Origin of the sequence: Massilia sp. CT11-108, from assembly GCF_047302915.1 — a bacterium.
GTDB lineage: Bacteria > Pseudomonadota > Gammaproteobacteria > Burkholderiales > Burkholderiaceae_D > Telluria > Telluria orientalis.
The window spans coordinates 1-8,082 of sequence record NZ_JBKYMO010000260.1 but is presented as its reverse complement, the minus strand read 5'-3'; the positions used below and the strand labels follow the sequence as shown (position 1 = coordinate 8,082).

The following is an 8,082-nucleotide window of genomic DNA, read 5'->3' as shown; positions in this document are numbered from 1 at the left end:
GCCGCGTCCGGCACAAAGTCGAGCGCCACCACGCCACCGGCCCGATTGTATTTGATCGCGTTCGACAACAGGTTCAACAGGATCTGCTTCAGGCGCGTCCGGTCGGCCAGCACGGTCACGCCCGGCGCGTCGGGAAACGTCATGCGCAACCCGCGCTGGTCGCCCAGCGGTTCGATCATGGCCCGGCATTCCTGGATGACTTCCTCGAGCGCCACGGCCTCGAGCGACAGCGTGACCGCCCCGGACTCGACTTTGGCAAGGTCGAGCACCTCGTTGATCAGCGTGAGCAGGTGTTTTCCCGCCTTGAGGATGTAGCCGGTAAATTCCTTCTTGCGCTCGACGTTGTTCGGCTGGGCGTCGTTGGCAAGCAGTTGCGTAAAGCCGAGGATGGCGTTGAGCGGCGTGCGCAATTCATGGCTCATGCTCGACAGGAACGACGATTTTGCCTGGTTCGCCTCCTCCGCCGCCGCCTTGGCCAGTTCCAGCTCCGAGGTGCGCTCCGTCACGCGCTGCTCGAGGTCGACGTTGAGGCGCATGACCTCGCGCTGGGCGCGCTCGCGCTGTTCCACTTCGCGCATGATGGCCAGGTTCGACGACTCCAGTTCGCCGGTGCGGCGCTCCATCTCGCCGAGCATGTCGTTGAACGCGCCCACCATCATGCCGACTTCGTCGCTGCTGCTGGCTTCGACGCGGCGCGAATAGTCGCGCTGGGCCACCACGTCGCGCGCCGTCTCCGCGACCGCCAATATTGGACGGCTCACCAGCTTCTCCATGCGCACGACCATCAACAGGGCAATCGCCATCGCGATCAGCCAGACGACCACGGCGATGGCGACGTCGACCGCAACAGTCCTCGTCGGATCGTAGCTGGCACACATGTAGACGGTGCCGACGATGCCGCTCTCGCCGACGATGCGCCGGAACACGTTCAGGCGCGCCCCGTCGACCTGCGCGCCGTCCGCCTCCGGCAGCACCGGCAGGTCCTTGCCGTGGCCAGGGCGCACATACGACGCGAACAGCTTGCCGTGCTCGTCATAAATCGCCGCGGCCTCGATGTTCGGCCAGGTGTCGAACAAGTGCAGGTTGCTGGTCGCCAGCTTCGGATCGTCGAACGCCAGTGCCGGCGCCGTCATGCGTCCGAGCAGCGTCGACTGGGTCGTCATTTCCGTCACGAGCCCGCGGTGGTAGGTCCAGATGTCGCCGGCCACATTGCCGACCAGCGCCACGGCGAGCGCCACCAGCGTGGTCGACAACACGATGACGAACATCTTGTTGCGGATGGAGTAGGAGCGCAGCATCACGGATTCCCTTTTTCCACTTTGTAAGCTGCACTCAGCATCAGTGCGCTGATCTTCAGACGGCTCGGCTTGATCGGCCTGAGCGCCACTTCGAAGCGCAGGCGGTCGTCGACGACGGTGAAGCTGATCATGCTGTCGGCGCCGGGCTCGGCACCGGGTTCGGCGACCGTCAGGACCGGGCGGTCCTTGATGGCCGCATACAGCTCGCGCGCCCAGCGGGCATCCGGCGTGCCGACGACCAGCATCTGCACGTCGGTCGGCGCCTCGCCGCGCCGCAGCCGGCGCACGGCCACCTTGCGCCCGTTCACGGTGCGTCCCGCCAGGCTGGCCTCGAGTTCGTCGGCCAGCGCGTCCGAGCCGGCCAGGCCGATCGTGAAGCTGCTGTCGGGCCGGGCAAACGCCTCGGGCGGCCATTCGACAAAGCTGGCAAACTTGTACAGATAAGCGGCCTCGATCTGACGCACGACCTGGCCGGAGCTTCCGTTCGCCTGGGTATCGGCGCGCGCGGCGCCGGCCATGACGACGAGAACGCATGCAAGCACCGACAGCCGGCCCCGCAAGCCGGCGGCGCCCTTACGCTGGAGCCTGGAAATGAACATGGTCGTCGTCGTGGCGCGGGCGGTTCAGAAGCGATGGACGACTTTGGCATAGACGCCGCGGCCGAACTGGCTGCGTGTCGCCGCCGGGGTGAATTCCGCGTGCCCGCCGCCGTTCAGGTGCTGCGCGGCGATCGACCACTCCCAGTCCGGGCGCGGCCGCCAGCCATACCGCAGATCCACGCTCGTGTAGGCCGGCACGTCGGGGCCGGACAGCGCGGCCACATGGCGCAGCGTGCAATCGAGCGAACGCCCGCCGTCCAGGTCCAGCGATGAACGCAGCAGCCATTGATGCGCGGGGTCCAGCCCGGCCGTCGCGGTGGCCCCGGCGTCGTTGCTGCCGGGTTGCAGGCGCAGCCCTTCATGCAGCGCATTCATCCCCGCGTTCAGGCGCCAGTGCGGCGCGGCCTGCCACGTGCCCCACATCTCGATGCCGCGGGTGCTCCCCTCCATCTTGCTGGCGTAGTAAACATAGGTGCGGCTGGCCGCGACCTCCTGCGTGCGCAGATCGTCGTATCGGGCATGGAACGCCGTGACCGAATAGGACAGCGTCGCGGTGGCCTGGCCGCGATAGCCGAGTTCCGCGACCCGCGCCGTCTCCGACTTCACGGTCGATCCGCCGTCGAGCAGGTACGGCGGCGCGCCCGGCACATAGATGTCGCGGTCGAAGCGCGACGGCGCGCGTACGGTGCGCGACAACGCGCCCCACAGGGTGTGCCCGGGTGCCGGTGTCCAGGCCAGCCGGGCATTGGGCAGAATTTCGACGCCGGTATAGTCGTTGCGTTCGAGGCGGGTGCCGACGGTCAGGTGCAGGTCGGCACGCAGGGACACCTCGTCCTGGACGAACAGGCTGGCCCATTTCTGGTTCAGGTCCGCCGGCAGGAAGGCGACGTAGCGGCTGTTGCGGGCCCGATCGATGCTGTAGCGGTAGCCCGCGCCCCACACCGGCGCGTGCATGCCGATGGGCGCCAGGTTGTGCTGGAACTGGACATCGACGATATCGAGCACCTCGCCGAACGTCGGCGGCACGGTGCGTTCGGTATGATCTTCGATCACATGGAGGCTGAAGCGCCCCCCGGCTTCCAGTTGGCGCTCCCAGCGGGCGTTGAGATTCGCGCCGGCCAGCGTGATCGGGCCCAGCGCAAGCTGCATCCCGGATATCGCGATCATGCCGGGCAAAGGCTGGTCCGCGATACCATGGTAAGCGTCACCCTGGACGGTGAACCGGTCGATACCGTGCTGCCAGTCGGCACGAAAACCGGCCTGTACATGGTGGGCGCCGTCGTCGATGGGGTCGCCGGTTGCCAGCGACGTGTGCCGGAGGCCCGTGTATTTCGCGTACATCCGGTAGGTCGCACCGCTGTCCAGCTTCGCTCCGTAACGTACCGCGCCATCGGCCCGGCGGTTACCGCCCCCGGCACCGGCGAGGCCGCCCTGCGTATCCGCGGACGAACGGGTGATGATGTTGATGACGCCGTTGACCGCATTCGTGCCCCACAGGGTTCCGCCCGGCCCGCTGATCACTTCGATCCGCTCGACATCTTCCAGCATCACGTCCTGCGCGTCCCAGAACACGCCTGAGAACAACGGCGTATACACCGACCTGCCGTCGATCAGCACCAGTAATTTGTTGGCTGCACTGCTGTTGAAGCCGCGCGCGCTGATCGTATAACCGTAGGCGCTTGCTTCGGCCACTTGCAGGTTCGGGGCCAGGCGCAACGCCTCCGGCAGGCTGGCAACGCCGCTGCGGCGCAGGTCGTCGCTCGTAATGACGAATACGGAAGCCGCCGCCTCCGCCAGGCGCTCGCTGTTCTTGGACACGGAGGTAACGCGGATATCGGCCAGCTGGTCGAAACTGAGGTCGAGCAACGCGCTGCCCTGCGGCGTCGCCTGGCACGGCAGTCCGGCCACCGCCAATAACAATCCGGTCAGCCGGTAGGCGCGCCTGGCCGGTCCTCTTGTGATGGCACGCGACCGCCCCTCCCGACACGGATTTTTTTGCCAAAACATTATCAAAACGTGCGCTCCTGGTGGACGTTGCTGTCAGGGCCGAGCGACGCCCCGGGAATTCGATACAAATGTGAGCGATATCAAAACAATAGTAGACTCAACGCAATAAAAAAGCACGAAAGTCTTTGTCGCGAAAAAACTGACAGCGGCAACCGTTCAGATGTGCTGGTCGAACACCTGGCGCAGATAGGCGATGAACGTCTCGTCCGTGCTGAATCCCTTGCCGGGGCTGTCGGACAGCTTGGCGACGGGCTGGCCGTTGCAGCGCGTGAGCTTCATGACGATGTTCAGCGGGTCGTACTGCGTGTCGTTGGTGAGCTTGGTGCCGATGCCGAAGCCCGTCATCACGCGGTCGGCGAAGTGGCGGTACAGGGAGAGCGCCTTGGGCACGGTGAGCGCATCCGAAAACACGAGGCGCTTCGTGCGCGCGTCGATACGCAGTTTGGCGTAGTGCGCGATGGCCTTCTCGCCCCACTCCACCGGGTCGCCGGAATCGTGGCGCAGGCCGTCGAACAGCTTGGCGAAATACAGGTCGAAATCGCGCAGGAAGGCGTCCATGCCGACGACGTCCGTCAGCGCCGTGCCGAGGTCGCCGCGGTATTCCTGCACCCAGTCCTCCAGCGCCTTCTTCTGGAAATCGCGCAGGCGCACGTCGAACGACTGGAACGCCTGCATGTATTCGTGCGCCATCGTGCCGATCGGCACCAGGTTGAATGTCTTCGCCAGGTAGACGTTCGACGTGCCCTTGAAGAACTGCGGCAGCTCGCGTGCCAGCGTGGCGACGACTTCCTCGTGCCAGTCGCCCGAGAAGCGGCGGCGCACGCCGAAATCGAAGAACTCGAACGGGTTGGTCTTCTTCGGTTCCTGGTCGAAGGCGCGGAACTCGGCGATTTTCTGGTCGAGCCGCTTGCGCGCCTCCTCGATGGCGGCCTGCTGGTCGAAGCGGCGGAAATACAGCTCGTTGACGATGTACAGCACGAAGATCTCGAAGCCCATCACGTGCACGATGGGGCCGCAGGCGCGGATGCGCAGGTGCGGCCCGTCCGTTTCCACGTGGATGAACTTGCGCTGGAAACGGAACAAGGTGAGGAAGTCGGCGAAGTCGCTTTTGATGAAGCGCAGGGACCTCATGTAACTGACCTCGTCCTCCGTGAACATCAGCGTGCACAGATGGTCCAACTCGCGTTCGACTTCTTCTTTCAATTCCGCCAGCGGATAGGCGGGCGTGTTGCGGCACTTGAACTCGTATTCGCCGATGGCGTTCGGGTGCATGTGCATCAAAGCCTGCCACATGGTGAATTTATAGAGATCGGTTTCGAGCAGGCTGCGGACGACGGGTTTCATGGGCGGGCGGGGGTTCCTGTTGTTGTGGTGTCGATGTCTGGTCCGGATGCTTCAGGTCGGGGCGCCGGCAGATTTGCGCGGCCCCTGCTTGCGCACACGCTTCTTGGGCGCCAGCATCGTGCCGAGGCAGGCCGGCGTGCCGCAGCGGCAGGCGAACAAACGCTTCAGCGCGGGCGTGTGGCGCTCGTCGTAGATCAGCGCATAGTTGTAATTGAGTTCCTCGCCCGCGTCGATGTCGCGCAGCGCGTGGATGTACACGCGGCCGTCTTCTTCGTAGGCTTCGCAATTGGGTTCGCACGCGTGGTTGATCCAGCGGGCGTCGTTGCCGCGCCGGCCGCCGTCGATCACGTTGCCGTCGGCGAGGCTGAAATAGAACGTGTGATTGACCGGGCCGCCCCGTTCGGCAGCACGGCGCGTCGCTTCGTCCCACGTGATGCGCTCGCCGCGGTATTCGATGATGCGCTCGCCGGCCGGGATGTCGCGCAGCGCGAACACGCCGTTGCCGTGCACGGGCGATTGCCGAACCTCGTACGAGGCCGGGCGGGCCGGCTTGCCGGCGCCCTTGCTTGCGGTCTGCTTCGATGTGGTCGGATTGACGGACGGGTTCATGGATCGGCGTTCGGTTGGATGGACACGATCTATTATTGATCGGATCGCGGCATTCCTGCCGCACGCCTTTATCTTACCGTGTCGGCTGCTCAGGCGCCGAATTCGTCGTCCCTGAATTCAAGCACGGCCCGATCGCCCGCCGCCTCCGCCCTGCGCAACTCGACCCGGCGGATCTTGCCGGAGATCGTCTTCGGCAAGTCCGCGAACGCGATGCGGCGGATGCGCTGGTACGGCGCCAGCCGGTCGCGCGCGAAGGCGAAGATCGCGGCGGCCAGTGCGCGCGTCGGCTCCACGCCCGGACGCAGCGCGATGAACGCCTTCGGCACCGCGAGGCGCACCGGGTCCGGACTCGGGACGATGGCCGCTTCCAGCACGTCCGGATGCTCGATCAATACGCTCTCCAGTTCGAACGGGCTGATGCGGTAGTCGGACGACTTGAACACGTCGTCGTTGCGGCCCACGTAGAAGTAATAGCCATCCTCGTCCACGCGCGCCGTGTCGCCCGTGTGGTAGTGGCCGGCGCGCATGACGTCCGCGGTCTTCGCCTCGTCGTTCTCGTAGCCCAGCATCAGGCCCAGCGGCGCCGGATCGAGGCGAAGCGAGATCTCTCCCTCCTCCGCAGGCTGGTCGTCGATGTCGAGCAGCGCGACGCGGTAGCCCGGCAGCGGCCGGCCCATCGAGCCCGGCTTCACGGGCTGGCCGGGCGGATTGCCGATCTGGCACGTGGTCTCGGACTGGCCGAAGCCGTCGCGGATGCGGATGCCCCACGCGCGCTCGACCTGCTCGATGACTTCCGGATTCAGCGGCTCGCCCGCGCCGACCAGTTCGCGCAGCGGCGGCTGCCACTGCGCGAGGTCCTCCTTGATCATCATGCGCCACACGGTCGGCGGCGCGCACAGCGACGTCACGCCGCAGCGCACGATCGTGTCCAGGCAGGCGCGCGCGGAAAAGCGTTCGTAGTTGTAGACGAACACGGTGGCGCCCGCGTTCCACGGCGCGAAGAAGCAGCTCCACGCATGCTTGGCCCAGCCGGGCGAGCTGATGTTCCAGTGGACGTCGCCCGGCCGCAGCCCGATCCAGTACATCGTCGACAGGTGGCCCACCGGATAGCTCTGGTGGCTGTGCAGCACGAGCTTCGGCTTCGCGGTCGTGCCCGACGTGAAGTACAGCAGCAGCGGGTCAAGGGCGCGCGTGACCCCGTCCGGAACGAAGCCTGCCGCCGCCGTCGCGCTGTCCGCGTAATCGCGCCATCCGGGGGTGCTTGCGCCGACGGCGATGCGCGTGAAATCGCCGGCGAGGTCCGCGAACTTGTGCGTCTCGGACGCCTGCGCGATCACGTGGCGCACGCGGCCCCGCTGCAGGCGGTCCTGCAGGTCGTTGCCGGACACGAGCATTGTCGTCGGCACGAGGACGGCGCCCAGCTTGATCCCCGCCAGCATGACCTCCCACAGCTCGACGCGGTTCGGCAGCATCAGGAGCACGCGGTCGCCGCGCCGCACGCCGCAATCGCGCAGCCAGTTCGCGACCTGGCTGGAACGCGCCGCCATGTCGGCAAAACCGATCTTGCGCTCGCTGCCGTCTTGTTCCACGACCCACAGCGCGGGCGTCGTGTTGGCTTGCGCCTGCATGTCGAAATAATCGAGTGCCCAGTTGAATTCGTCGAGCCCGGGCGGCTCGTAGTCGCGGTAGGCCGTCGCGTAGTCGGTGCGATGCTGGTGCAGGAAGTCGCGCGCGCGGATGAAGCGCTCGTACGGGGATGCCATCGGTCGTCTCCTTGTGGTTGCGAAACGGGCGCCTCGTGAGCGCCCGTTCCGGTGGTCGTATAGCGGCTCGTGCCTATTCTGCCACGGTCAGCGCCGGCGCAGCTCCTGCGCCTGGTGGATCGTCTGCTCGTCCGTCGGCGTCATCATGTCGATCACGCGGCAGTCGCCGCACATGCGCATGCGGTCGAGGTGACCGGCGAACGCGGGATGTCCGGCCAGGCGCGCCAGCATGCTCTCGACCATGCGCAGCGTCCCGAACGCCTTGTTGCAACGGATGCAGTGGAACGGCTGCGTTTCGTTCAGCACCACGGGCTGCTTGCGCGTGTCGCTGAACGACAGGCGTGGCACCAGCCGGATCGCATCTTCCGGACACGTATCGGCACACAGCCCGCACTGGACGCAGTTCTTTTCGATGAAGCGCAGCTGCGGCGCTTTCTGCCCATCCTGCAGCGCCGACGCCGG

7 protein-coding genes are annotated in these 8,082 nt (G+C 66.1%); all 7 read right to left on the bottom strand.

The genetic code is table 11. The features are described 5' to 3' along the window. Positions 1–1,298 (bottom strand): histidine kinase dimerization/phospho-acceptor domain-containing protein (locus ACEN88_RS19460; protein WP_413342164.1); only part of this gene is annotated, 1,298 nt, incomplete at its 3' end. Next, positions 1,298–1,897, bottom strand: coding sequence for a YfiR family protein (locus tag ACEN88_RS19455; protein ID WP_413342162.1), 600 nt, complete (start codon positions 1,895–1,897; stop codon positions 1,298–1,300). The genes ACEN88_RS19455 and ACEN88_RS19460, both read right to left, overlap by 1 nt. Before the next feature lie 24 nt (positions 1,898–1,921). Next, positions 1,922–3,904 carry a TonB-dependent receptor plug domain-containing protein gene (locus tag ACEN88_RS19450; RefSeq protein WP_413342160.1) on the bottom strand — a complete coding sequence of 661 codons (1,983 nt, stop codon included), beginning with the start codon at positions 3,902–3,904 and terminating at the stop codon, positions 1,922–1,924. Between the two features lie 156 nt (positions 3,905–4,060). Beyond that, positions 4,061–5,248 carry a nicotinate phosphoribosyltransferase gene (gene pncB, locus ACEN88_RS19445; protein WP_413342158.1) on the bottom strand — a complete coding sequence of 396 codons (1,188 nt, stop codon included), beginning with the start codon at positions 5,246–5,248 and terminating at the stop codon, positions 4,061–4,063. Positions 5,249–5,299: 51 nt separating this feature from the next. Then, positions 5,300–5,857 (bottom strand): SET domain-containing protein, encoded by a 558-nt coding sequence (locus ACEN88_RS19440; RefSeq protein WP_413342156.1) that lies wholly within the window; start codon positions 5,855–5,857, stop codon positions 5,300–5,302. Between the two features lie 89 nt (positions 5,858–5,946). Next, on the bottom strand, positions 5,947–7,620 hold the full coding sequence (locus tag ACEN88_RS19435; protein WP_413342154.1) for an AMP-binding protein: 1,674 nt from the start codon (positions 7,618–7,620) through the stop codon (positions 5,947–5,949). 87 nt (positions 7,621–7,707) lie between these two features. Beyond that, positions 7,708–8,082, bottom strand: a 375-nt coding sequence (locus tag ACEN88_RS19430) for a 4Fe-4S dicluster domain-containing protein (RefSeq protein ID WP_413342152.1), incomplete at its 5' end; no start/stop codon positions are given.